This is a genomic window from Pseudomonas sp. CP-1, assembly GCF_021213715.1.
In the GTDB taxonomy this organism is placed as follows: Bacteria; Pseudomonadota; Gammaproteobacteria; order Pseudomonadales; family Pseudomonadaceae; genus Pseudomonas; species Pseudomonas aeruginosa.
This window is the reverse complement of the sequence record NZ_JAJQKY010000004.1, coordinates 222461-244611: the sequence shown is the minus strand read 5'-3', so window position 1 is coordinate 244611 and position 22151 is coordinate 222461. Positions and strand designations below refer to the sequence as shown.

Here is a 22151-nt window from a genome sequence, read left to right as displayed (position 1 = left end):
GCAATCCTGCCGCCTGTCCTTCGGGCTAAGCTGCGGCATCCGCGCCTGCAAGGAAACAGCCGCATGCCACTCGCCCGCTGGGTACCCGGACTCGATAGCCTGCTCCACTACCGCCGCGCCTGGTTCCGTCCGGATGTCCAGGCCGGGCTGTCGGTGGCGGCGATCCAGATCCCCACTGCCATCGCCTACGCCCAGATCGCCGGCTTCCCGCCCCAGGTAGGCCTCTATGCGTGCATCCTGCCGATGCTGATCTACGCCCTGATCGGCAGCTCGCGACAGTTGATGGTCGGCCCCGACGCGGCGACCGCGGCGATGGTCGCCGCCGCCATCACCCCGCTGGCGGCGGGCGACCCGCAGCGCCTGGTGGACCTGTCGATGATCGTCGCGATCATGGTCGGGCTGTTCTCCATCGTCGCCGGCCTGGCCCGCGCCGGATTCATCGCCAGCTTCCTCTCGCGACCGATCCTGGTCGGCTACCTCAACGGCATCGGCCTGAGCCTGCTGGTCGGGCAACTGGGCAAGCTGTTCGGCTACGAGGCGGCGACCAGCGGCTTCGTCGCCGGCATCCTCGCGCTGCTGGAGAACCTGCTGCACATCCATTGGCCGACGCTGATCCTCGGCAGCCTCTCGCTCTTGCTGATGGTGCTGCTGCCGCGGCGCTTCCCGCAGTTGCCCGGGGCGCTCTGCGGCGTCCTCCTGGCCAGTCTCGCCGCGGCGCTGCTGGGCCTGGATCGCTACGGCGTGGAACTGCTTGGCGAGGTACCGGCCGGGCTGCCGCAACTGAGCTGGCCGCAGACCAGCCTGGAGGAACTGAAAAGCCTGCTGCGCGACGCCACCGGTATCACCGTGGTCAGCTTCTGCAGCGCCATGCTCACCGCGCGCAGCTTCGCCGCCCGTCACGGCTACAGCATCAACGCCAACCACGAATTCGTCGCCCTCGGCCTGGCCAACATCGGCGCCGGGGTCTCCCAGGGCTTCGCCATCAGCGGCGCCGACTCCCGCACCGCGGTGAACGACATGGTCGGCGGCAAGACCCAACTGGTCGGCGTGGTCGCCGCGCTGGTGATCGCCGCCACCCTGTTGCTGCTGAACAAGCCCCTGGGCTGGGTGCCGATGCCGGCGCTCGGCGCGGTCCTGTTGCTGGCCGGCTGGGGCCTGATCGACGTGCAGGCGCTGAAGGGCTTCTGGAAGCTCAGCCGCTTCGAGTTCAGCCTCTGCCTGCTGACCACCGTCGGCGTGCTCAGCGTCGGCGTGCTGCCGGGAATCTTCGTCGCCGTCAGCATCGCCGTGCTGCGCCTGCTCTACTACACCTATCGCCCGAGCGACGCGGTGCTCGGCTGGATGCACGGCATCGACGGCCAGGTCGAGCTGGCCAAGTACCCGCAGGCCACCACTCTTCCCGGCCTGGTGATCTACCGCTTCGACGCCCCCCTGCTGTTCTTCAACGCCGACTACTTCAAGCAGCGGGTGCTTGCCGTGGTGGACGGCAGCGAGCGGCCGAATGCGGTGCTGCTCAACGCCGAAGCCATGACCAACCTCGACATCAGCGGCCTGGCCACCCTCCACGAGGTGCAACAGATCCTCAAGGCCCAGGGCGTGCACCTGTCGCTGGCGCGGGTGACCGGGCAGACGCTGGACCTGCTGCAACGCTCGAGCATGCTCGGCGAGATCAAGCCGCCGCTGGTATTCAGCTCGGTGCGCTCGGGGGTCAGTGCTTATCGCTACTGGCTGCGCCAGCAGGAAAGACTCGCCGCCCAGGCCGCGGCTACAAGCGGAAATGCCTGACCATGCCCTGTAGTTCGCGCCCCAGCTCCGCCAGTTGTTCGCTGGACGAAGCCGTCGACTGCATGGCCTGGGCCGACTGATCGGCCACCTCGCGGATCGCCGTGACGCTGCGGTTGATCTCCTCGGCGACCGCGCTCTGCTGCTCGGAGGCCGCGGCGATCTGCTGGTTCATCTGCTGGATCAGCGCCACCGCCGTGGCGATGTTGCCCAGCGCCGCCTCGGTCTGCAGCGCGTCGTCGACGCTCTGGTCCACCAACTGGTGGCTGCGCTGCATACGCTGCACCGCCTGCTGCGTGCCATTCTGCAAGGCACCGATCAGGGTCTCGATCTCGGCCGTGGACTGTTGGGTGCGCCGCGCCAGCGCCCGCACCTCGTCGGCGACCACGGCGAAGCCTCGACCCTGGTCGCCGGCCCGCGCCGCCTCGATGGCGGCGTTCAGCGCCAGCAGGTTGGTCTGCTCGGCCACGCTCTTGATCACGTCCAGCACGCTGCCGATGCGCTGGCTGTCGGCGCTCAGCGCCTCGACGCTGGCGGTGGCCGCGCGCACCGCCTCGGCCAGTCGCTCGATCCGATCCAGGGTCTGGCGTACCACCTCCTGGCCGACGCTGACCTTGCCGTCGGCGCTTTCCGCCGACCCCGCGGCTTCCTCGGCGTTGTGCGCCACTTCATGGACGGTGGCGGCCATCTGGTTCATCGCCGTGGCCACCTGTTCGGTTTCCGCCCGCTGGCTGTCGATTCCCAGGCGGGTGCGCGTGGTAACGCCGGACAGCGCCTCGGAAGCGCCGGCAATCCGCCCGACGCCGTCCTGCAACTGGCTGACGATACCGCGCAGGCTGCCGGTCATGGCGCGCATCGCGGCCATCAGTTGGCCAACCTCGTCGCGCCGCTCGCTGTCGACCCGCACCGCCAGGTCGCCTTCGGCGATCCGCTGCGCCACGCCCATCGCCTGGCGCAGCGGACGGACGATCAGCAGGCTGATGCCGAAGGCCGCGCCCAGGCCCACCAGCAGCGCCAGCACGGCGGCGCCGACGATCAGCAGGGAGTTTGTCCGCAGGCTGTGGAGCATGGCCTGCTGCTGCGCCTCCCAGCTACGGTCGACACGCGCCATCACCTGCCCGGCACGCTCGCCCATGGCGGCGTACATCTGCCGCTCCTGGCGCTGGCTGGCGCGATACTCGGCGAGCTTGTCGGCGAAACCGCGGATATTGGTCAGCACGTCCTTGACCACCGACACGTAGGCATCGTCGGTGATCGCCTGCTCCAGCCGGGCGGCCAGCTCCAGCGCCTCGCGCAGCGATTTCGGCGGCCCCTCCTGCGCATCCGCGGCGCGCGCTTCGAGACGCGAGCGGGCCTCGTCCAACCCCTGCAGGACCAGGCGATTGACCTGGGCGACCTGGGCCGCCTGCTGCAACAGCGGTTCGCCGTCGCGTCCCTGGCTCTCCTTCAGCGCATAGGCGCCATCCTCGGCCAGGCTGGACTGGAGGATATCGAGGCTGTTGGCGGCGCCGTTCAGCGACCAGCTGGCGCTTTCCCAAGCCAACTGGCGTCCCTGGATGGACTGCTCGAAGCGGCCAAACGCTTCGAGGTATGCCGCCAGCACCTGCTCCACCTCGGCCATGCCAAGCGCCTGATCGGCGTCGCCGTCGGCCTTGAGCCGGCCCACCCGTTCAAGGGTCGCGGCCAGGCGCTGGCGCAAGCGCTCGGCGTCACTCTTTTCCCCGTGCAGGGCAAAGTCCTTCTCGGCCTGGCGAACCTCCAGCACGTCGCGATTGATCGCGCTCATCTCCTGCAGGCGCGCGAAGCGCTGCCCCAGCGCATGCAGCGAGAGCACCGCGAGCGCGGCCACCAGCGCGGTCAATAGCAGGACCAGGGTAAAACCGATGGCCAGTTTCTTCGCCGTGCCGAGATCGGCCAGACGCCTGCGCAGCAACCCCAGCATGACTCCCCTCCCCCGTGACGCGCCGTCTGCGTGCGCATTTCCCGCTGTGTCGCGCGTTTTTCGCCGAACCTGAGCGGCCGGGCAAGGTAGTGGCACGATAATGGCCAGGAGAGATATGCGCAGGTCGTTTCCAGGATATCCGGGCTGACGTCGGGCGGGCGCGGCGCCATACTGGGCGCCCCATGGAAAAAGGAGCTTGCCATGCGTCCCGTATTGCCGCTGTTGCTGTCGCTGAGTCTGTGCACCCCCGCCCTGGCCGACTGGAGCGGCCCGATCGAGCAGCCGCTCTGGTCGTTGCCGGCGGCGCCGGGCCTGTCGCGCTGGCTGATCGTACACAACCTGTCGAGCGCGGCGGCCGACGGCCTGTACCACGTCGAGGTCCTGGAGCGCCGCCAGGGCCAGCAGCCCTGGCAGTTCCAGCGCCTGGCCGCGCACCTGGCGCTGACCGAACAGGCGCTGCGCGCGAGTATCGTGGCGCCGCTGAAACGCGGCGGGGTGTATCCGGAAAGCTACCAGTTCGCCTATCGCCAGTGGCAGGAACGGCAGGCCGCGGGCCAGGCGCCGGTGTGCCGGCGCACGGTCGACGAGTGCCTGCGGGCGCCGGACTGAGCCCGACTACCTGGGCCGGATCATGCTGAACGTGTCGCGGGTATAGCTGTAGTGGCTGCCGCCCAGGCGACCGACCAGGTCGAGCCTGTCGCTATCCACATGGCGCTCGTCGGCCAGCACGGCATCGTCGACATGGGCCAGCAGCACGCGGGCGAAGATCAGGTGGCAATTGGGGTTCTCCGCCGGATACGGCTTGATCTCCGCCACCTCGCACTCGAAGGCCACCGCCGCCGCGGCGATCCGCGGCGGCGCCACGCGTACGCTGGACACGGTAGGGATGCCGACCGTCTCGATCTCGCTCACGCCATGGGGCAGCCAGGCGGAGGTGGCGTTCATGGTTTCGGCCTGGGCGGCGCCGACCAGGTGGATCACCAACTGCCCGGTGGCCTGGACGTTGCGCAGGGTGTCCTTGAGGCTGCCGTCGTCGCGCAGGCTGACGTTGACCATCAGGGTCGGCGGCTCGTCGCTGATCACCTGGAAGAAGCTGAACGGGGCCAGGTTGCTGGCGCCCTCGGCGGACAGGGTCGAGACCCAGGCAATCGGTCGCGGGGTGACGGTGGAAGCCAACCAGCGATAGGCCTCGGCGGGAGCGATGGTGGTGAAGTCCAGTTGCATGGCGGTCTCGCGGAAATCGACGGAGGGGACGCCGATTATGCCGCAGCCCCGCAGCTCTCGCGACCGTCTGCGCCGCGGCCCTGCACCACCTGGAGGCAGCGGCTAGACTTGCCCTACCCTCACCCAGGAGCCCTGCCATGAACTATCGAGGAAGCTGCCACTGCGGAACCATCGCCTACGAAGTCGAAGGCGACCTCGACCAGGTGATCCAGTGCAACTGTTCACTGTGCAGCCGGCGCGGCTGGCTGCTGTGGTTCGTCCCGCGCGACCGTCTGGCGCTGAAGACGCCGGCCAGCGCGATGCACACCTACACCTTCAACACCCATCGCCTGCAGCATCACTTCTGCCCCACCTGCGGCTGCGCGCCGTTCAGCGAAGGCATAGGCCCGGACGGCCAGGCGATGGCCGCGGTCAACGCGCGCTGCCTGGAGGACATCGACGCCAACGCGCTCCCGGTACAGCACTACGATGGCCGCAACGCCTGACGCTGGCGCAGGTAGCCGATCACCTCGGCCTGGTTGCCGCGGAACTCGACGCGGTCTTCCTTGCTCTGCCGCTGGAAGGCGTACATCGGGTCGTAGTACTCCTTGAGCAGCCCCTCGATCCAGCCGCGATGGGTATCCACCGAGCCGTCGCGGCCCTGCTCTTCCAGCGCCTGCACAAGGATCGCCGCCAGCCGCTGGTAGCGCTCGCCGCCGAGGCGCTTGACGATGCCGGCGAGGCTCTTCTGCAGGTAGGCGGAGAAGGCGGCGAAGCCCTCCTCCACGCCCACCACACGCTCGAACTCGCTGCGCAGGTCGATCACGTAGTCCCTGAGGATACGCTCGACACGCTGCTCGAAGGCATCCTCCAGCCAGACCAGCGGGTAGCCCTGCATGCCCTGGTACAGCTCCAGCGGCAAGGAGCAGCTACCGACGATCCGCCCCTCATCCTCGAGGACGAACTGGCCGACGCCGCGATGACGCTTCTTCAGGATGTCGATGGCCAGGCGGTTCTCGAAGTCGATCTGCGCCGGCTGCGGCGTGGCTCGCCGGCCAAAGCTGGAGCCGCGGTGGTTGGCGTGGCCTTCGAGATCGAGGCTGTTGTCCAGCGCCGCGATCACCTCGGTCTTGCCGCAACCGGTGAGGCCGCCGACCAGCACGAAATCGCACTCGTCGACCGCCGCGCGGGTGGTTTCGAAAAGGAAGTTGCGCAACGCCTTGTAGCCGCCGATCACCCGTGGGTAGTCGATGCCGGCGTCCTGCTTCAGCCACTGCTGGACGATCTGCGAGCGCAGGCCGCCGCGGAAGCAATACAGGTAGCCGTTCGGGTTGGCTTCGGCGAAGGCTTTCCAGGCCGCCAGCCGTTCGGCCTTGAGCGCCCCGCAGACCAGTTCGTGGCCAAGGGCGATGGCGGCCTGCTGGCCGTGCTGCTTGTAGCTGGTGCCGACCTTCTGCCGCTCGATGTCGTTCATCAGCGGCCGGTTGACCGTGTTGGGAAAGGCGCCCTTGAGGTACTCCACCGGGGCGCGCACATCCATCAGGGGGATATCGTCGAGAAACAGTTCGCGGTAGTGCTGGGTGTTGTCGCGCATTACAGCACCTGTACCGCGAGACTCTGTCGCTCGACCAGCTCGCCGATCGGCGCCAGTTGCAGGCCGAGTTCCGCCGCCACGGCGAGGAACTCCGCCTCGCCTTCCGGAGCCACCGCCACCAGCAGGCCGCCGCTGGTCTGCGGATCGCAAAGCAACAGCTTCTGCACCTCCGGCAGTGGCGCGATGCGCTCGCCATAGCTGTCGAAGTTGCGCAGGGTGCCGCCGGGCACGCAGCCCTGCTCCAGGTAATATTCGGCACTGGCCAGGCGCGGCACCGCGGCGTACTCAACGCGCGCGGTGAGCTTGCTGCCGTCGGCCATTTCCACCAGGTGGCCGAGCAGGCCGAAACCGGTGACGTCGGTCATCGCCTTGACCCCGGCCAACCGACCGAAGCGTGCGCCGGGCCTGTTCAGGGTGCACATCCAGTCGCGCGCCACGCCGACGTCCTCGGCGCGCAGCCTGGCCTTCTTCTCGGCAGTGGTGAGGATGCCGATGCCCAGCGGCTTGGTCAGGTACAGCCTGCAGCCGGCCTCGGCGGTGTCGTTGCGTTTCATGAAACGCTTCTCCACCACGCCGGTCACGGCCAGGCCGAAGATCGGCTCGGGGGCGTCGATGGAGTGTCCGCCGGCCAGCGGGATGCCGGCTTCCTCGCAGACCTTGCGGCCGCCGGCGATCACCTCGCGGGCGACTTCCGCGGCCAGCACGTTGACCGGCCAGCCGAGGATGGCGATGGCCATCAGCGGGTCGCCACCCATGGCGTAGATGTCGCTGATGGCGTTGGTCGCGGCGATACGGCCGAAATCGAAGGGGTCGTCGACGATCGGCATGAAGAAATCGGTGGTGGAGACCACCCCGCGCTCCTCGTCGAGGGCGTAGACAGCCGCGTCGTCGCGCGAGGCGTTGCCGACCCAGAGCTTCGGATCGAGGTTCTGCGCGCCGCTGCCGGCGAGGATCACCTCCAGTACCTTGGGCGAAATCTTGCAGCCGCAGCCGGCGCCGTGGCTGTACTGGGTCAGGCGGATCGCCTCGCTCATCGGTGTACTCCCGTGGATGTCGGAAAAGTGCCCATTCTAGCAAAGCCGGCGCCGCCGCCAGAGGGCCGATCGCCGCGCCCGGCTCAGCGTCCGGCGCGCGACTCGCGGATATAGAAGCGCGCCTTCTCGGCCTTGCTGGTGCAGCCCTCGTAGGCTTCGAACTGCTGCTGGGTCTTGGCCCCGGTGAGCAGGGTCAGGGCCTTCGAGTAGCTGACGGTGCCTGCGAAGCCTTCGGCCTTGGCCAGGTCGAGTTCCTTCCAGGCCGCGTCCAGCTGGTCGGCGCAGTTCTCCCGGTAGGCGGTCTTGCCGGCGCAGCCGGCCAGGGTCAGGGCAAGGACGGGCAGAACGATCCAGGTTTTCATCGAACGATCTCCGGACAGGGAAAGGGCCGCGCATCGCCGCGACGCACTTGGCGGCGGCCGGGCGACACGCGTATCGTTTTCGCTTCGTCACGCAGTATTGGCAAGGGGTTGCAGATGAGCAAACAGGTCGCCCTGGTATTGGGCTCCGGCGGTGCGCGCGGCTACGCGCACATCGGCGTGATCGAGGAACTCGAGGCGCGCGGCTATGAGATCACCTGCATCGCCGGTTGTTCCATGGGCTCGGTGATCGGCGGCATCTACGCCGCCGGCAAGCTGCGCGAGTACCGCGAGTGGGTGGAAAGCCTGGATTACCTCGACGTGCTGCGCCTGCTCGACGTCAGCTTCCGCCTCGGCGCGATCCGCGGCGAGCGGGTGTTCGGCAAGATCCACGAGATCCTCGGCGAGGTGAACATCGAGGACCTGTCGATTCCCTACACGGCGGTTGCCACCGACCTCACCAACCAGCAGGAAATCTGGTTCCAGGAAGGCTGCCTGCACCAGGCCATGCGCGCCTCGGCGGCGATCCCCAGCCTGTTCACCCCGGTCATGCAGGGCAGCCGCATGCTGGTCGACGGCGGCCTGCTCAACCCGTTGCCGATCGTGCCGGTGGTGTCGGCCCACAGCGACCTGATCATCGCGGTCAACCTCAACGCCACCAACCAGAAGCAGTACCACCTGCCGGTGATCGAGCGTCCGGCAGCGCTCAAGGGGCGCTTCGACAGCATGATCGAGAGCCTCGGCCACAAACTCTCGTTCTTCCGCCGCCACGGCGACGACAATACCCCGCCAGAGCTGAGCGCCGACGCCCTGCTCCATCCGGTTCCGGCGGAATCCGAGGAGCCCGCCGAGCCGCAACTGCAACAGCCGGCCGCGGCGCCGCAAGGCAAGGACTCGCCGAAGTCGGCCAGCGGCACCACGGTGGTGGAAAGCAGCGGTCCGGCATCACTGCTGGAACTGGTCAACCAGAGCTTCGAGGTGATGCAGACCTCGCTGGCGCAGTACAAGATCGCCGGCTACCCGCCGGACATCCTGATCAACGTGCCAAAGCGGGTCTGCCGCTTCTTCGAGTTCTACAAGGCGCCGGAGCTGATCGCCCTCGGCCGGCAGATCGCCAGCGACACCCTGGACCGCTACGAGGAAGACAACGCCTGAGCCTCAGCGGCTGAACTCGAGGACCTCGTAGCCGCCGTGCCGTTCCGGGAACAGCAGGAGGAAGCCGCCGGCGTGCGGGCGCAGCAGCGCGACCACGTCGGACTCAGCCGGCGCGCCGTGGGCCAGGCCACTGAAGGTCACCTGGGGCTCGTCGTTGACCGTGGCGCCGCCGAGGAACACGTAGCGCTGCGTGCCTTCGCGGAACAGGTAGCCGCTGACCCGCTGCGAACCGCTGGTCTTCTCCAGGAACAGGCCGCGGTCGGTACGCCGGATGCGGCACTGGAAGTTCGGATAGCGATAGATGCCGTACTGGTCGGCCTGGGTCGAGCGGCACTTCCAGTCGCCCAGCAGGCCTTTCTCGTCGACGGCGACGACGGGCTGCGCCAGGCTGAGTTCCAGTTGCTCCAGTTCCGGCAGGAATTCCTCGAAGGCACTGTCGTAGTAGCGCTTGTTGATGGCCTCGGCGTCCTGCTCGACGGCCAGCACGCTGCGCTGCTGCTGGTCGCTGGTATAGCCACGCCAGTCCGGCTCGGCGGCGCCGGCGTGCGCGCAGGCGGCGAGAACGGTGAGGCAGGCGAAGACACGGGAAACGGGAATCGGGCGGGACATGGCGACCATCCTGGCGAGTGGACCGGCGCATCCGGCGCCGGCAAGCGGTAGCCGCAGAACATAGCGCAGCGGCGCCGGGAATTCGAGCGCCACCACGACGGGCGGCGGTTTCAGAAGATCGACCAGCCGATCCGCTCGCTGAGTTTCTCCAGCGCGGCGATACCCGCCAGCGAATTGCCCGCGGCGTTCAGCTCCGGCGACCAGACGCAGACCGTGAAGCGCCCCGGCACCACCGCGATGATGCCGCCGCCGACGCCGCTCTTGCCCGGCAGGCCGACCCGGTAGGCAAAGTTGCCGGCCTCGTCGTAGAGCCCGCTGGTGGCCATGATCGCGTTGACCTGCTTGGTCTGCCGCTCGTTGAGCACCTGCTCGCCGCTGTGCTTGCAGAAGCCCTTGTCGGCGAGGAAGCAGAACGCCCGCGCCAGGTCGACGCAGCTCATGCGCAACGCGCAATGATGGAAATAGCTGAGCAGCACCGCCTCGACGTCGTTGTGGAAGTTGCCGAACGATTTCATCAGGTAGGCCGCCGCCGCGTTGCGCGAGCGGTGCTGGTACTCCGAGCGCGCCACCACCGAGTCCGACACCACTTCCGGGTTGCCGCACAGGCGCCGGACGAAATCGCGCATCGATTGCGCCGGCGCGGCGAAACGCGACTGGTTGATGTCGCAGATCACCAGGGCGCCGGCATTGATGAACGGATTGCGCGGCTTGCCGCGCTCGAACTCCAGCTGCACCAGGGAGTTGAAAGGCTGGCCGGAGGGCTCGTGGCCGAGGCGTTGCCAGATGTCCTCGCCGGAATGCTGGATCGCCTGGACCAGGCTGAACACCTTGGAAATGCTCTGGATGGAAAACGGCCGCAGGGCGTCGCCGGCATGGAACAGCTCGCCGTCGCGGCTGTACACGGCGATCCCCAGTTGGTTCGGCTCGACGCCGGCGAGCGCGGGAATGTAGTCGGCGACCTTGCCGCGCCCGATCAGCGGGCGGACTTCATCGAGAATCTCGTTCAACAGTTGCTGCATGATGACCTTCGTCGTGACACCGGGGCGCCGACCCGGCGCATCCGGGCCAGCGCGAATGCGCGGCATCATAGGCGATGAACGCGCGGGAGGCATGCCCCTCGCGCAGAATTGCGCTGCGCGTCAGCTGTCGCGCAGGCGATAGCCGACGCCCGCCTCGGTCACCAGGAAGCGCGGGCTGGCCGGATCGTCGCCGAGTTTCTGCCGCAGGTGGCCGACCACGACCCGCAGGTAATGGGTGTCTTCGACGTGGGTCGGGCCCCAGATATCCTTGAGCAGTTGCTGCTGGGTCACTACCCGTCCGAGATGGCGTGCCAGCGCGGCGAGCACCGCGTACTCCTTACGCGTCAGCGCCACTTCCGCACCCTCCAGGGTGACCCGGCGATAGGCGAAGTCCACCTGCAACGGGCCGACCGCCACCGCCGCCTCCGGGCTTTCGCCCTGCGCCGCCTGGCGCAGCAGGACGCGCACGCGGGCGAGGAACTCCTGGATGCCGAACGGCTTGGTCACGTAGTCGTTGGCGCCACCGTCCAGGGCCAGCACCTTCTCGCCCTCGCTGGCGCGCACCGACAGCACCAGCACCGGCACCTGCGACCATTCGCGCAGGTCGCGGAGGATGTCCTGGCCGTCGCGGTCCGGCAGGCCGAGGTCGAGCACCACCAGGTCCGGCCGGTTCAGCGCGGCCTGGGCCAGCCCCTCTTCGCCGGTGCCGGCCTCGAGTACCCGGTAGCCCTGGGCATTGAGGCTGATACGGAGGAACTTGCGGATCTGCGGTTCGTCGTCGATCAGCAGGATGCTGTTCTGCAATTGGGTCATGGCACTCGGCACGGCAGGTGAACACGGCGACGAGCCAGCGGCGGCGTCGCGGAAACGGCAGGAATAGCGCGAGCGCGGGCGCCAGGCAAGTGCGCCGGGCTCATTCGTCGCCCTCCAGTTGCCCGAGGTCCGGCTGCGGATGCAGCGGCAGGTGCAGGACCAGCGTGGTGCCGCGACCGTCGAGGCCTTCGCCGACGCTGATGCGCCCGCCGTGGGCGCCGATCATGCCCTGGCAGATCGCCAGGCCCAGGCCGGTGCCCTGGCCACCGCGGTCGCCACGGGCAGCGGTGTAGAACATGTCGAAGATCTTCTCCCGCTCGGCCTCGGGAATCCCCGGCCCCTCGTCGCTCACCGCGAAACGCAGCTCGGCGGCATCCTGGCTGACCTCGATGCGCAACCGGCCGTGGCTCGGCGAGAAGCGCGCGGCATTTTCCAGCACGTTGATCAGCGCCTGTTCGATCAGCGCCGCATGCACGTAGAGCAACGGCAGGTCGTTGGCCACGATCGCCTGCACCCGGTACGGCGCCAGCACCGCACGCAGGCGGTTCAGCGCGCTGCCGACGATGTCGCCCGGCGCCACCCAGTCGCGCGCCAGCTTCAGGCCACCGTGGCCGAGACGGGTCATGTCGAGCAGGTTCTGGATATAGCGGTCCAGTCGCTCGGCCTCGTCGCGGGTGCTTTCCAGCAGTTCGCGACGATCCGCCGGCGGGATCGCCTCGCCCAGCGCCAGCAGGCTGTCGATGGAACCGCGCATGGCCGTCAGCGGCGTGCGCAGGTCGTGGGACACCGAGGCGAGCAAGGCGCTGCGCAGTTGCTCGGTTTCGCCGTGCAGGCGCGCGGCCTCCAGGTCCTCGGCCAGGCGAGCCCGCGCCAGGGCCTGGGCCAGGGGCTGGCCGAGGGCGGCGAGCAGGCGCCGGCGCTGCGGGCTCAGCGGCTGGCCGTCCAGCGGCGCGACGCCGAGCAGTGCCAGCGGCCCCTCTTCCGCCGACAGCGGCCACCACCACCAGCGTCCTCCGGGCAGCGTGCCAGTACCGAGGCCGGCCGGCTGGTCGTGGGCCCAGGCCCAGTCGGCGGCGACCCGTTCCTGGTCGGCGAGTTGCCGCTGCACGCCGGCCTCGGTCTTCCACTCGCCATTGACCTGACCGAGCAGGCAGACCTCGACGTCCTTCCAGTCGTCGAACTGCTGGGCGGCGGCGGCCAGCACCGCCTGGCGGTCGGTGGCGGCGGTGAGCTTGCGCGACAGCTCCAGCAGCAGGCTGGTTTCCTCCTGGGTATCACGCAGCGCCTCCAGCTGGCGCCGCTGGCGTGCCGCCAGGTTGCCGGTGAGGCCGGCCATGAACAGGAAGAACGCCAGGCTCAGCAGGTCTTCATGGCGATGGATGGCGAAGGAAAAATGCGGTGGGATGAACAGGAAGTCATAGGCCAGGAACGACGCCACCGCGCACAGCAGTGCCGGCATCAGGCTGCTGCGCACTGCCACCAGCAGCACCGCCATCAGGAACACCAGGGAGATGTTCGGCAGTTCCAGCAGGTGCGCCACGACCCAGGCCAGGCCGCTGGCCAGGGCGGTCGCCAGCAGCGCCAGCAGATAGTCGTTCCACACCACCGGATAGCGTGGCCGCGGTTCCGCCGGGCGCAGGTCGGCCTCGCTGTCCAGGGCACTGATCTCCAGGCCCTGGCCGTTGCGCAGCAGGCGCCCGGCGAGACCACCGCCGAAGGCCCGGCGGTACCAGCGGCGCCGCGACTGGCCAACCAGGACCAGGCTGGCGCGGCGCTCGCGGGCATGTTGCAGGAGGGTCCGCGCCACCTCGCCGGCGCGCAGCACGACGATCTCGCCGCCGAGCCGCTCGGCCAGTTGCTGCGCACCCTGCAGGCGCATCCGCGCCTGCTCGCCGCGCAAGCCGCCGGTATCGACGTGTACCACGCTCCAGGGCAGGTGCCGACGTTCGGCGACCCGGCAGGCGTGGCGCACCAGGCGTTCGGCCTGTTCGTCACCGTCGATGCCCACCAGCAGCCGCCCGCGCAACGCCGGCGCCTCCTCGCCGCGCTGGCGGTAGCGGTGGTTGAGGTCGGCGTCGACCCGCGCGGCGGCGGTCTGCATCGCCAGTTCACGCAGCGCGGTGAGGTTGGTCTGCGAGAAGAACGCATCGATCGCCGCCCGCGCCTGTTCCGGCACGTAGACCTTGCCCTCGCGCAGGCGCTCCAGCAGCTCGCGCGGCGGCAGGTCGATGAGGACGATCTCGTAGGCCTCCTGCAACACCCAGTCCGGCACCGTCTCGCGGACCTGCACGCCGGTGATGTCGCGGACCTGGTCGTTGAGGCTCTCCAGGTGCTGGACGTTGACCGTTGTGTAGACGTCGATTCCCGCCGCCAGCAACTCCTGGATGTCCTGCCAGCGCTTGGCGTGGCGGCTGCCGGGAACGTTGCTGTGGGCCAGTTCGTCGACCAGGGCCAGCGCCGGCGGGTCGGCGAGGAGACCGTCGAGGTCCATTTCCTGCAGTTTCATCCCTCGATACTCGAGGCTGCGCAGCGGCTGCTGCGGCACGCCTGCGAGGAGGGACTCGGTTTCCGCCCGCGAGTGGGTCTCGACCACCCCGGCGCGCAGTTTCACGCCCTGGCGCAACTGGGCCTGGGCGGCCTGCAGCATGGCGAAGGTCTTGCCCACCCCCGGCGCCGCGCCGAGAAAGACTTTCAGGCGGCCGCGCCCGTCAGCGGGCAGGTCGGCCAGCAGCGCGTCGGCGCGTGCGGTGTCGGTCATGGATCGGTCGTACTCCGTTGCTCTGCGCCGCGCGGGGCGGACGATCGCCGGCGATCATCCGCCGATGCGGCGATATTGCAAGCCCTTGCGTGGGTCTCTGGGGAAACCTAGCGCTTCAACCCCGCCAGCGCCATGTTCAGCGCCAGCACGTTGACCACCGCCGGCCCCACCAGCGGCCGCTCGGTGTGGCTTTCCACCAGGTCTTCCACCAGCCGCAGCGGCAGCCCGCGTGCCGTGGCCACCCGCAGCGCCTGGTAACGCGCGGCCTGCGGCGGCAGCTGCGGATCGAGTCCGCTACCGGAGGTAGTGACCAGCGCCAGCGGCACCGGCCCCTGGTCGGCGATACGCTCCTGCGCGGCGTCCCTGGCGATGCGCTCGGCCAGTGCCGGGTTGCTCGGCGCCAGGTTGCTCGCGGCACTGGAAACGGTGGCGTAGTCGCCCGCCGAAGGCCGCGAATGGAACCACTCCTCGCCGTCGAACTTCTGCGCGATCAGCCGCGAGCCGAGCACCTTGCCCTCGGCGTCGCGCAGCAGGCTGCCATTGGCCTGCTCGGGGAACGCCAGTTGGGCGATACCGGTGACCAGCAGCGGATAGGCCACGCCGGTGACCAGGCTCAGCACCAGCAGTGACGCCAGTGCCGGACGGAGTTGCTTGAACATGTGCAGATCCTCTCTTCAGTCCCAGGCCCTCGCCCGACGGCGAGGGCCGTTGTTCATGCCAGGCCGACGGCGGTCAGCAGCAGGTCGATCGCCTTGATCCCGAGGAACGGCGCCACCAGGCCGCCGACGCCATAGATCAGCAGGTTGCGCTGCAGCAGTTGCGAAGCGTCCGCCGCCTGCACCCGCACGCCGCGCAAGGCCAGTGGGATCAACGCGACGATGATCAGCGCGTTGAACACGATGGCCGACAGGATCGCGCTCTGCGGGCTTTGCAGGCGCATCACGTTGAGCACGTCGAGCTGCGGGTAGATGCCGACGAACAGCGCCGGCAGGATGGCGAAGTACTTGGCCACGTCGTTGGCGATGGAGAAGGTGGTCAGCGCGCCGCGGGTGACCAGCAACTCCTTGCCCACCTGGACCACGTCGAGCAGCTTGGTCGGGTCGCTGTCCAGGTCGACCAGGTTGGCCGCCTCGCGGGCGGCCTGGGTGCCGTCGTTCATGGCCATGCCGACGTCGGCCTGGGCCAGCGCCGGGGCGTCGTTGGCACCGTCGCCGCACATCGCCACCAGGCGACCTTCGCCCTGCTCCTGGCGAATCCGCGCCAGTTTCTTCTCCGGGGTAGCCTCGGCGATCACGTCGTCGACCCCAGCCTCGGCGGCGATGGCAGCGGCGGTCAGCGGGTTGTCGCCGGTCACCATCACAGTGCGGATGCCCAGCCGGCGCAGTTCGGCGAAGCGCTCGCGAATGCCCGGCTTGACCACGTCCTTCAGGTGAATGGCGCCGAGCAGCCGGCCGTTGGCTACCACCAGCAGCGGGGTGCCGCCGCTCTGGGCGATCTTGTCCACCTCCCGCGAAAGCACCTCGGGCATCTTCTCCCGCGGCAGGTCGATGAAGCGCAGCGCCGCATCCACCGCCCCCTTGCGGTACACCTGGCCGTTCCAGTCGACCCCGGACAAGCGGGTTTCCGCGCTGAAGGCGATCGGCGTCAGCTCCTCGCGGCGCGGCTCCTCGATCGGATGCAGGATGCGCAGGTATTCGACGATCGACTTGCCTTCCGGCGTGTCGTCGGCCAGCGAGGCCAGCAACGCGCCCTCGGCCAGTTCCTTGCCGCTCACCCCCGGCGCGGCGTACAGCGCGCTGCAGCGGCGGTTGCCGAAGGTGATGGTGCCGGTCTTGTCGAGCAGCAGCACGTGGACGTCGCCGGCCGCCTCCACCGCGCGACCGGACTTGGCGATCACGTTCAGGCGCACCAGGCGGTCCATGCCGGCGATGCCGATGGCCGAGAGCAGGCCGCCGATGGTGGTCGGGATCAGCGTCACCAGCAGCGCCACCAGGAACACCAGCGGCAGGTTGCCGCCGGCGAACAGGGCGAACGGCTTGAGGGTCACCACCACCAGCAGGAAGATCAGGGTCAGGCCGATCAGCAGGATGTCCAGCGCTACTTCGTTGGGGGTCTTCTGCCGCTTGGCGCCTTCCACCAGGGCGATCATCCGGTCCAGGGTCGACTCGCCCGGGTTGGCGCCGATCCGCACCAGCAGCCAGTCGGACACCACCTGGGTGTTGCCGGTCACCGCCGAGCGATCGCCGCCGGACTCGCGGATCACCGGCGCCGATTCGCCGGTGATGGCGGCCTCGTTGACCGCCGCCACGCCTTCGATGACTTCGCCGTCGCCGGGAATCATCTCGCCGGCCTGGACCCGTACCACGTCGCCCTTGCGCAGGCTGCTGGCAGCGACGCTCTCGAAACTGCCGTCGGCGCGCCGCTTATTGGCGGAGAGGCCCTGGCTGCCGGCCTTGAGACTGTCCGCGCGGGCCTTGCCACGCCCCTCGGCGAGCGCTTCGGCGAAATTGGCGAAGAGCACGGTGAACCACAGCCAGAGGGCGATCTGCAGCGCCACCGAGGTCGGCACCGCCTGGTCGGGGACGAAGCACAGCAAGGTGGTGAGCACGGCGGTCAGTTCGACCACCAGCATCACCGGCGAGCGCAGCAACTGGCGCGGGTCGAGCTTGACGAAGGCTTGCAGCAGCGCCGGCCGCCACAAGGCGGCGAGGCTGGTGGACGCGTTGTGGCGACGTTCGAGCGATTTGTGCAAGGCGTTCTTGGACGCCTGGGTCTGAGCGTTCATGTGCGATTCCTTCAGAAGCCGAGGCTCAGTTGTTCAGCGATCGGGCCGAGGGCCAGGGTCGGCAGGAAGGTCAGGCCGCCGACCAGCAGGATGGTCACGGTGAGCAGGCTGACGAACAGCGGACCATGGGTCGGGAAACTGTTCGGCCCCACCGGGCTGGCCTTCTTCGCCGCCAGGCTGCCGGCGATGGCGAGGATCGGCAGGATGTAGCCGAAGCGGCCAATGAGCATGGCCAGGCCGATCATCAGGTTGTGGAACGGCGTGTTGGCACCGAAACCGGCAAACGCCGAGCCGTTGTTGGCGCTCCCCGAGGTGTAGGCGTAGAGCAGTTGGCTGAAGCCGTGCGGGCCGGGGTTGGTCACCGCCGAGGCCGGTCCCGGCAGGCTGGCGGCAATGGCGCCGAGCACCAGCACGCCGACAGGCATCACCAGGAGGGTGAAGACCAGCAGGCGGACCTCCTTCGCCTCGAGCTTCTTGCCCAGGTACTCCGGCGTCCGCCCGACCATCAGGCCGGCGAGGAACACCGCGATCAGGACGAACAGCAGCATGCCGTAGAGGCCGGCGCCGACGCCGCCGAAGATCACCTCGCCGAGCATCATGTTCAGCAGCGGCAGCATGCCGCCCAGGGGGCTCAGGCTGTCGTGCATGGCGTTCACCGAGCCGTTCGAGGCGGCGGTGGTGGTGATCGCCCAGAGCATGCTGGCGGCGGTGCCGAAGCGACTCTCCTTGCCCTCCATCGGTGCGCCCTGCTCGACCGGCAACTGCGCCAGCGCCGGGTTCGGCTGGTATTCGGCCCACAGCGACAGGCCCAGGCCGAGGCAGAACAGCAGCAGCATGCAGCCGAGGATCGCGCGGCTCTGGCGCAGGTCCTTCACGTAATGGCCGAAGGTGAATACCAGCGCCGCCGGGATCAGGATGATCGAGGCCACTTCGAACAGGTTGCTCCAGGCGCTCGGGTTCTCGAACGGATGGGCCGAGTTGACGCCGAAGAAGCCGCCGCCGTTGGTGCCCAGCTGCTTGATGGCGATCTGGCTGGCCGCCGGGCCGAGCGGGATGGTCTGCTCGGCGCCTTGCAAGGTGGTGGCATGGACGTAGTCGAAGAAGGTCTGCGGCACGCCCTGCCAGACCAGCAGCAACGCCAGCAGCAGGCACAGCGGCAGCAGCACGTAGAGGGTGCCGCGGGTCAGGTCGACCCAGAAGTTGCCCAGCTGTCGTGTGGAGCGGCGGCTGATGCCGCGCGCCAGGGCCACCAGCACGCAGAGGCCGACCGCCGCGCTGACGAAGTTCTGCACCGTAAGGCCGACCATCTGGCTGAAGTAGCTCAGCGAGGCCTCGCCGCTGTAGGCCTGCCAGTTGGTGTTGGTGACGAAACTGACCGCGGTGTTGAACGCCAGGGTCCATTCCAGGCCCGGCAGGTGCTGCGGGTTCAGCGGCAGGCTGCCCTGCAGCATGAGGATCGAGAACAGCAGGACCAGGCCGGCCAGGTTGAATGCCAGCAGCGCCAGGGTGTAGGTCTTCCAGTCCTGCTCGCTCGCCGGATCGACGCCGAACAGGCGATAGCAGACGCGCTCCAGTGGCGCCAGCGGCGCGCTGAGGAGATTGCGTTGGCCTTCCATCACCTTGAAGCAGTAGCGCCCGAGGAACGGTGCAGGCACCAGGACCAGGGCGAAAAAGGCCAGGATCAAGAGAATCTCGTGGCTGTTCATGTGCCCTCCCCTAGGCACGGTCGGCGCGTAGCAGCGCCACCAGCAAATAGACGAACAGTCCCGTGGCCAGGGCCAGGGACAACCAATCCAGAACGGTCATGTGTGCGATCTCTCCTTCGAACGGCCTCTGCCGCTTGAGGGAAAGTCTCCGCAAAGGGGGCGTAAAGAAGCGATTCCGGGCCGCGCCGGACGGCATAAAGAAAGCGTAAAGAGTGGCGCGGACAGCGCCTGGGAGAGCAACCGGCCGGGGACTGCGCCACGGCCGGTGACAAGGCGAAGGATCGACGCTAGCCCTGGGCGGCGCGGATCATGTTGCGGGCGATCAGCAGTTGCTGGATCTGCGTGGTGCCCTCGTAGATGCGGAACAGTCGCACGTCGCGATAGAAGCGCTCGATCCCATAGTCGCCGATATAGCCGGCGCCGCCGAAGATCTGCACCGCGCGGTCGGCGACGCGGCCGCACATTTCCGAGGCGAACAGCTTGGCGCAGGACGCCTCGGTACCGACATCGCGGCCTTCGTCGCGCTGCCGCGCGGCGTCGATGACCATGCAGCGCGCCGCGTAGGCTTCGGCCTTGCTGTCGGCGAGCATTGCCTGGATCAACTGGAACTCGGCGATCGGCTGGCCGAACTGCTTGCGTTCCAGGGCATAGCGCAACGCATCCTCGAGCATCCGCTCGGCGACCCCCACGCAGACCGCGGCGATGTGCAGGCGGCCCTTGTCGAGCACCTTCATCGCGGTCTTGAAGCCGACGCCCTCGACCCCGCCGATCAACTGGCTGGCAGGCACCCGGCAGTCGTCGAAGATCACGTCACAGGTATGCGCACCCTTCTGTCCCATCTTGCGATCCGGCTTGCCCAGGGACAGCCCGGGCGTACCGCGCTCGACGACGAAAGCGGAGATTCCGCCGGCGCCACGGATCGCCGGGTCGGTGCGCGCCATCACGGTGTAGATGCCGGCCTGCGGGGCGTTGGTGATGAAGCGCTTGGTACCGTTGAGCACGTAGTGCTGGCCGTCACGCACCGCCGTGGTCTTCAGCGAGGCGGCGTCGGAACCGGAGTCCGGTTCGGTGAGGCAGAACGAACTGAGCAGTTCGCCCGACGCCAGGCGCGGCAGGTAGCGCCGCTTCTGTTCTTCGGTGCCGTCGATGACGATGCCCTGGGAGCCGATGCCATTGTTGGTGCCCAGCAGCGAACGGAATGCCGGCGAGGTCCGCCCCAGTTCGAAGGCGATGCTCACCTCTTCCTCCATGGTCACCCCGAGGCCGCCGTAGGCCTCCGGGATCGACAGGCCGAACAGGCCCATCTCGCGCATGCGGGCGATGATCGCCTCGGGGATGCGGTCGGTTTCCGCCACTTCCTGCTCATGAGGCACCAGGCTTTCGCGGACGAACTGGCGGATGCTGTCCAGCAGCAGGTTCAGGGTTTCCGGATCACGAATCATGCTCACTCCAATAGGCCCTTAGGCCGGTTGCCATGATTCCGTCACCGGCCTCGGTCAGCGGGTGGCGGCCTCGATGTTGTGGACCATGTGCAGCAGGCGCGGGCCGATGTCGTCCTCCAGTTTCTCGCGCTTGAGGTGGAAACTCGGCCCGCCGCAGTTGAACGCCAGCAGCCCATGACTCTCGTGGTGCAAGGCCACGCCCACCGCGTTGACGTCGCGTTGCCACTCGCCGAGCGACAGGCAGAAGCCGTAGTCGGCATAGTCGCGGAAGGCCCGCTCCAGCCCCTTGCGCACTTCCGGCCAGTCTTCCGGGTGGCGCTTGCGGATGTGCCCGAGGATGAACTCCCGCTCGTCCTCCGGCATCGCCGCCAGGCAGGCCCGGCCGATCGCGCTGCGGTGCAGCGAGAGGTGGCTGCCGACCTGGCGACGCATGGTCAGGTTGGCCTCGCCATGCACCACGTCGAGGTAGACCATGCTCAGCCGGTCGCGGGCCGCCATGGCCACCGCGGCCTTGGCGTAGCCGGCCATCTCTTCCATCAACGGGCGGGCGAGCGCGCGAATCGACAGGTTCGAGAGCATCGCGTAGCCGAACGACATCACGCCCACTTCCAACTGGTACTTGCCGCTATGCGGCAGGTGACGCAGATAGCCCAGCCGGGTCAGGGTGTGGGTCAGACGCGACACCGTCGGCTTCGGCAGGCCGGTCTTCTTCGCCAGTTCCTGGTTGCCCAGCAGGCTTTCCCGTGGTGTGAAACAGCGCAGCAATTCCAACCCGCGGGCCAGCGCGGTGACGAACTGGCGGTCCTTGAGTTCCTCGTCTTTCTCCTGCATCGGGTCGATCAGCACAGCTTCGAAGGCGGACACTTCCGCTTCCGTACTGGCACCTTCCGCCGGACTCCGACGCTCGTCGTTGCCGCGCATAGTAGGGACCTCTTTTTCAAAAAATCAATAAAACAAAATCATATTTCGCATAGCGAAACTAATAGAAGAGCCCATGCACTTTCAACAACGAAAATAAAAACCTTTTAAAACAGTAAATTGTATAAGTAGATCGTCCGAAATCCGAGGCGAGTATTTACAACGCCACGGCTGGCGCTGATTATTTTCGATAAATCATGAAACTCTATTTCGCATAGCGAAATATCAATTCATCGGAGCTTCCATGTCTGCCGATCCTTCGCCCGTGGTCCTGCTCGAATTTCCCGCAGCCGATATCGCCCTGCTTCGCCTCAATCGTCCGCAAGCCAGGAACGCGCTGAACGACGAAGTGCGCCAGCGCCTCGCCAGCCACTTCCAGACGCTCGGCGCGGATCCGGCGATCCGCGTCATCGTGCTCACCGGCGACTCGCGCTGCTTTGCAGCTGGCGCCGATCTCCGCGATCTCTCGACGAGCACGGCGATCGGCCTGTACGGCCGCCACAGCGAGCGCTACTGGGAAGCCATCGCGCGCTGCCCGAAGCCGGTGATCGCCGCGGTCAACGGCTTCGCCCTGGGCGGCGGCTGCGAACTGGCGATGCACTGCGACCTGATCGTCGCCGGCGAGTCGGCACAGTTCGCCCAGCCGGAGATCAAGGTCGGGGTGATGCCGGGTGCCGGCGGCACCCAGCGCCTGGTACGGGCGGTGGGCAAGTTCCAGGCGCTGCGCATGCTGTTCACCGGCTGCCTGGTGAAGGCTCCGCAAGCGCTGGCCATGGGCCTGGTCAGCGAAGTGGTGGCGGACGAGTCGACGCTGGCGCGCGCCCTGGAACTGGCCACGGAGATCGCCCGCCTGCCCCCTCTGGCGCTGGCGCAGATCAAGGAGGTGGTCCTGGCCGGTGCCGACCTGCCGCTGGACAGTGCCCTGGCCCTGGAACGCAAGGCGTTCCAGTTGCTGTTCGACTCGCAGGACCAGAAGGAAGGCATGCACGCCTTCCTGGAGAAACGCCCGCCGAACTACCAGGGGAAATAGAC

20 protein-coding genes are annotated in these 22151 nt (G+C 68.1%); 5 read left to right on the top strand and 15 right to left on the bottom strand.

All coding sequences use genetic code 11. The features are described from left to right. Nucleotides 1-63 precede the first annotated feature (63 nt). On the top strand, nucleotides 64-1785 hold the full coding sequence (locus tag LT948_RS10535; RefSeq protein WP_003087559.1) for a SulP family inorganic anion transporter: 1722 nt from the start codon (nucleotides 64-66) through the stop codon (nucleotides 1783-1785). Here the strand turns inward: LT948_RS10535 and LT948_RS10530 are convergent. Then, nucleotides 1766-3724 (bottom strand): methyl-accepting chemotaxis protein, encoded by a 1959-nt coding sequence (locus LT948_RS10530; protein WP_009314697.1) that lies wholly within the window; start codon nucleotides 3722-3724, stop codon nucleotides 1766-1768. The two genes, LT948_RS10535 and LT948_RS10530, sit on opposite strands and share 20 nt — an antisense overlap. Nucleotides 3725-3925: 201 nt before the next feature. Here LT948_RS10530 and LT948_RS10525 point away from each other — a divergent pair, with 201 nt between their 5' ends. Next, a complete protein-coding gene (locus tag LT948_RS10525; RefSeq protein WP_003136158.1) occupies nucleotides 3926-4333 on the top strand; it encodes a DUF5086 domain-containing protein in 408 nt (135 codons plus the stop codon). 6 nt (nucleotides 4334-4339) lie between these two features. Here LT948_RS10525 and LT948_RS10520 read toward each other — a convergent pair whose 3' ends face one another. Further along, nucleotides 4340-4948 carry a flavin reductase family protein gene (locus LT948_RS10520; RefSeq protein WP_003087553.1) on the bottom strand — a complete coding sequence of 203 codons (609 nt, stop codon included), beginning with the start codon at nucleotides 4946-4948 and terminating at the stop codon, nucleotides 4340-4342. A 137-nt stretch (nucleotides 4949-5085) separates the two neighbouring features. Between LT948_RS10520 and LT948_RS10515 the strand changes: the two genes are divergently transcribed. Beyond that, nucleotides 5086-5433 carry a GFA family protein gene (locus tag LT948_RS10515; RefSeq protein WP_003114600.1) on the top strand — a complete coding sequence of 116 codons (348 nt, stop codon included), beginning with the start codon at nucleotides 5086-5088 and terminating at the stop codon, nucleotides 5431-5433. Here LT948_RS10515 and mnmH read toward each other — a convergent pair. The 3 genes from mnmH to LT948_RS10500 form a co-directional block, all read right to left on the bottom strand. Then, nucleotides 5412-6521: a tRNA 2-selenouridine(34) synthase MnmH gene (mnmH, locus tag LT948_RS10510; protein ID WP_021264576.1), complete on the bottom strand. Its 1110-nt coding sequence runs from the start codon at nucleotides 6519-6521 to the stop codon at nucleotides 5412-5414. The two genes, LT948_RS10515 and mnmH, sit on opposite strands and share 22 nt — an antisense overlap. After that, nucleotides 6521-7555 carry a selenide, water dikinase SelD gene (gene selD, locus LT948_RS10505; RefSeq protein ID WP_003087546.1) on the bottom strand — a complete coding sequence of 345 codons (1035 nt, stop codon included), beginning with the start codon at nucleotides 7553-7555 and terminating at the stop codon, nucleotides 6521-6523. The genes mnmH and selD overlap by 1 nt, the downstream gene beginning before the upstream one ends. A gap of 83 nt (nucleotides 7556-7638) precedes the next feature. After that, the gene (locus tag LT948_RS10500; RefSeq protein ID WP_003097836.1) at nucleotides 7639-7917 is read right to left on the bottom strand and encodes a hypothetical protein; all 279 of its coding nucleotides are present in this window, start codon (nucleotides 7915-7917) and stop codon (nucleotides 7639-7641) included. 114 nt (nucleotides 7918-8031) lie between these two features. Here LT948_RS10500 and LT948_RS10495 point away from each other — a divergent pair, with 114 nt between their 5' ends. Beyond that, nucleotides 8032-9069 carry a patatin-like phospholipase family protein gene (locus LT948_RS10495; protein WP_003087542.1) on the top strand — a complete coding sequence of 346 codons (1038 nt, stop codon included), beginning with the start codon at nucleotides 8032-8034 and terminating at the stop codon, nucleotides 9067-9069. A gap of 3 nt (nucleotides 9070-9072) precedes the next feature. Here LT948_RS10495 and LT948_RS10490 read toward each other — a convergent pair whose 3' ends face one another. From LT948_RS10490 to LT948_RS10445, 10 genes are all read right to left on the bottom strand, one after another. Then, nucleotides 9073-9678 carry a DUF4893 domain-containing protein gene (locus tag LT948_RS10490; protein ID WP_021264574.1) on the bottom strand — a complete coding sequence of 202 codons (606 nt, stop codon included), beginning with the start codon at nucleotides 9676-9678 and terminating at the stop codon, nucleotides 9073-9075. A 110-nt stretch (nucleotides 9679-9788) separates the two neighbouring features. Next, nucleotides 9789-10697 (bottom strand): glutaminase B, encoded by a 909-nt coding sequence (gene glsB / locus LT948_RS10485; protein WP_003087537.1) that lies wholly within the window; start codon nucleotides 10695-10697, stop codon nucleotides 9789-9791. Nucleotides 10698-10817: 120 nt separating this feature from the next. Then, nucleotides 10818-11510, bottom strand: a complete 693-nt coding sequence (locus LT948_RS10480; protein ID WP_003087534.1) for a response regulator — start codon at nucleotides 11508-11510, stop codon at nucleotides 10818-10820. 100 nt (nucleotides 11511-11610) lie between these two features. After that, the gene (locus tag LT948_RS10475; protein ID WP_034014006.1) at nucleotides 11611-14268 is read right to left on the bottom strand and encodes a sensor histidine kinase; all 2658 of its coding nucleotides are present in this window, start codon (nucleotides 14266-14268) and stop codon (nucleotides 11611-11613) included. 107 nt (nucleotides 14269-14375) lie between these two features. Next, entirely contained in the window at nucleotides 14376-14927 is a 552-nt protein-coding gene (gene kdpC / locus LT948_RS10470) for a potassium-transporting ATPase subunit KdpC (protein WP_003087529.1), read from the bottom strand. Between the two features lie 53 nt (nucleotides 14928-14980). Next, nucleotides 14981-17053 carry a potassium-transporting ATPase subunit KdpB gene (gene kdpB, locus LT948_RS10465; protein WP_003087527.1) on the bottom strand — a complete coding sequence of 691 codons (2073 nt, stop codon included), beginning with the start codon at nucleotides 17051-17053 and terminating at the stop codon, nucleotides 14981-14983. Nucleotides 17054-17064: 11 nt separating this feature from the next. Beyond that, a complete protein-coding gene (kdpA, locus tag LT948_RS10460) occupies nucleotides 17065-18759 on the bottom strand; it encodes a potassium-transporting ATPase subunit KdpA (protein WP_023091989.1) in 1695 nt (564 codons plus the stop codon). 10 nt (nucleotides 18760-18769) lie between these two features. After that, a complete protein-coding gene (locus tag LT948_RS10455; RefSeq protein WP_003097848.1) occupies nucleotides 18770-18859 on the bottom strand; it encodes a K(+)-transporting ATPase subunit F in 90 nt (29 codons plus the stop codon). Between the two features lie 187 nt (nucleotides 18860-19046). Beyond that, nucleotides 19047-20201 carry an acyl-CoA dehydrogenase family protein gene (locus LT948_RS10450; RefSeq protein WP_003109952.1) on the bottom strand — a complete coding sequence of 385 codons (1155 nt, stop codon included), beginning with the start codon at nucleotides 20199-20201 and terminating at the stop codon, nucleotides 19047-19049. Between the two features lie 54 nt (nucleotides 20202-20255). Continuing rightward, nucleotides 20256-21122 (bottom strand): IclR family transcriptional regulator, encoded by an 867-nt coding sequence (locus LT948_RS10445; RefSeq protein WP_003097851.1) that lies wholly within the window; start codon nucleotides 21120-21122, stop codon nucleotides 20256-20258. Nucleotides 21123-21363: 241 nt separating this feature from the next. Here LT948_RS10445 and LT948_RS10440 point away from each other — a divergent pair, with 241 nt between their 5' ends. Further along, a complete protein-coding gene (locus tag LT948_RS10440) occupies nucleotides 21364-22149 on the top strand; it encodes an enoyl-CoA hydratase (protein ID WP_003087516.1) in 786 nt (261 codons plus the stop codon). Nucleotides 22150-22151: the final 2 nt, after the last annotated feature.